General features: G+C 66.1%; 4 protein-coding genes. 3 read left to right on the plus strand and 1 reads right to left on the minus strand.

Translation table 11 applies throughout. The features are described 5' to 3' along the window. Window positions 1-139, minus strand: a 139-nt coding sequence (locus ACWDTP_RS38240) for an MmpS family transport accessory protein (protein WP_450028413.1), incomplete at its 3' end; no start/stop codon positions are given. A gap of 236 nt (window positions 140-375) precedes the next feature. On the opposite strand from ACWDTP_RS38240, the gene ACWDTP_RS38245 reads away from it, so the two are divergent. From ACWDTP_RS38245 to ACWDTP_RS38255, 3 genes are all read left to right on the plus strand, one after another. Continuing rightward, window positions 376-963: a TetR/AcrR family transcriptional regulator gene (locus tag ACWDTP_RS38245; RefSeq protein WP_450028410.1), complete on the plus strand. Its 588-nt coding sequence runs from the start codon at window positions 376-378 to the stop codon at window positions 961-963. A gap of 253 nt (window positions 964-1,216) precedes the next feature. Then, window positions 1,217-1,441 carry a hypothetical protein gene (locus ACWDTP_RS38250; RefSeq protein ID WP_450028411.1) on the plus strand — a complete coding sequence of 75 codons (225 nt, stop codon included), beginning with the start codon at window positions 1,217-1,219 and terminating at the stop codon, window positions 1,439-1,441. Window positions 1,442-1,541: 100 nt separating this feature from the next. Next, window positions 1,542-1,982: an SPW repeat protein gene (locus tag ACWDTP_RS38255; protein ID WP_450028412.1), complete on the plus strand. Its 441-nt coding sequence runs from the start codon at window positions 1,542-1,544 to the stop codon at window positions 1,980-1,982. The last annotated feature ends 29 nt before the right edge of the window (window positions 1,983-2,011 follow it).

Raw genomic sequence — 2,011 nt, forward strand, 5'->3', positions numbered from 1 at the left:
TGTCGTCGACCTTGGCGCTGGAGACACCGGACCCGTCGCCTGCCCCGAAGAAGGTCCGCACCCGCATGACTGTAAACGCTCCGACCAGCACCACTACGGTGATGAGCAACGGAATCCAGGCCCGTTTCAACAGCTTCATGCGCCCTGGTCGGCCTTTCGGATGAGTCCCGCCCTGCAGGTGCCACCGTCGAGCCGACGGCGCGCGGCCGGGCCGGTCGTCTGCGAACCGGGCATCGGTGGTACTCCTCCCCGAAGGCGTCCTTGCCGGATGTCAAATGAAACCTATACAGTCGGCTAACTTCAATCAAGGCGTTCGGTCAATTGACGCTGTGATGTCGCCCGCTTGGGTACGCTCACCCCGACGAAGGGACAGGTGTGGCAAAGGCAGTTGCACCACGCGGTTTCGCTCGCGAGCGGGTACTCGAGGCGGCGCTGAGTCTGTTCAGCGAGCACGGGGTGAACGGCACATCGCTGCAGATGATCGCCGACCGTCTCGGGGTGAGCAAGGCCGCCGTCTATTACCAGTTCCATTCCAAGGACGACATCGTACTGGCCGTGGTGCAGCCCGTCTTCGACGACATGGCGCGGTTGGTGCGGATCGCCGAGGCGATGTCGACGCCGCAGGCCCAACGCGAGGTCGTGGTCAGCGGCATGGTCGACCTGGCCGTGCAGCACCGCCGGGTGACCGCGGTGTTCCACGGGGACCCCGTCATCGACACCCTGGCCCACGCCCGCGCCGACATGCAGGACACCATCGAGCGGATCACCGCGATCCTGCTGGGACCCGACCCCGACACCGCGAGCCGCATCGTCATCTCGATGCTGGCGTCGGGCATCTACGGCAGCGCCACCGACCCCGAACTCGTCGACGTCACCGACGAGGATCTGCACCGCGTCCTGCTGGACTGCACCCAGCGACTGCTACGCGAACCGGCCCCGGCGCCGGCCAGCCCCGCCGGCTAGGCCCACACGAGCCGGGAGCAGCCCGGGTCCCACCCGTCCCGCACGTGTCTGGCGTCACGCCCGTGACCTCCGGTTTTTCGGAATGTTCCAGGGTCCTCACAGGTTCAACTCAGTATGAGCAAATCCCCGGCGCCCGGATAGCCACGCAGCCGAGTTCACCACGAACCCTGCGGCACCTGCGCACCCCTCAGGGCGAATACGCCCACCCGCCCGTCATCGGGCGCCACACGTAATTCCGATCAGGAGTGCCACCATGACCAAGACAATCCGTTTCATCGCACCGCTGTTGGCGGCGGGCGCGCTCGCCACCGCGGTGGCCGCGGCCCCGGCCGCGATGGCCCGTTCCTGCGAGATCGGGGGTGCGGCGACCGTGTGCCAGAGCCCCGGCAACGTCGAGATCCACACCGGCCCCAGCCACGTCTCCGCACCCCGCATCTACGGCCCGTTCACCTCGCCACTGTGGTTGCTGGGCAACTAGTGTCGGGCCCTGACGACGGGCGATGCCGGGCGTAGTCTGAAATTGGTGGATGGTGCGGTGAGGGTGCAAATCCCTTGCCGTGTAACGGAAAGGACACGATATGACCACTTTCCATTCATCAATCGAACGGCATCCCGACATCATGGCGTTGCGGGCCGGGTATGACCGTGTCGCGGAGTCGATGCCGGCTCAGATCACCTTCGGTCTGACGCTGCTGACGGCCGTCTACGTCGCCATCGCGCCGTGGATCGTCGGCTACGAGTCGTTCACCCGGCTCGCCGTCAACGATCTGGTCGTCGGCGGCGTGATCGCGCTGCTGGCAATATGTTTCAGCTGTGCGCTGGACCGCGCCCATGGGATGACCTGGACGGTTCCGGTCTTCGGGGTGTGGCTCGTCGTCTCACCGTGGGTGTTCGTCGGCGGACCGACCGCCGGGATCATCTGGTCGCATGTGATCAGCGGCCTGATCGTCGTGGTGCTCGGCCTCAACGCGATGTACTTCGGGATGCGCCTGCGCAATTCCGAGGGCAAGCACGCCTAGCCGGTAGGCGTCGAGTCGGTCTTCCAGCC

The organism is Mycobacterium sp. NPDC003449 (assembly GCF_053588415.1).

Bases quoted from the DNA above. Each gene is read 5' to 3' on its own strand.
- ACWDTP_RS38250 (WP_450028411.1), top strand. From the start codon at position 1,217: ATGACCAAGACAATCCGTTTCATCGCACCGCTGTTGGCGGCGGGCGCG.
- ACWDTP_RS38255 (WP_450028412.1), top strand. From the start codon at position 1,542: ATGACCACTTTCCATTCATCAATCGAACGGCATCCCGACATCATGGCG.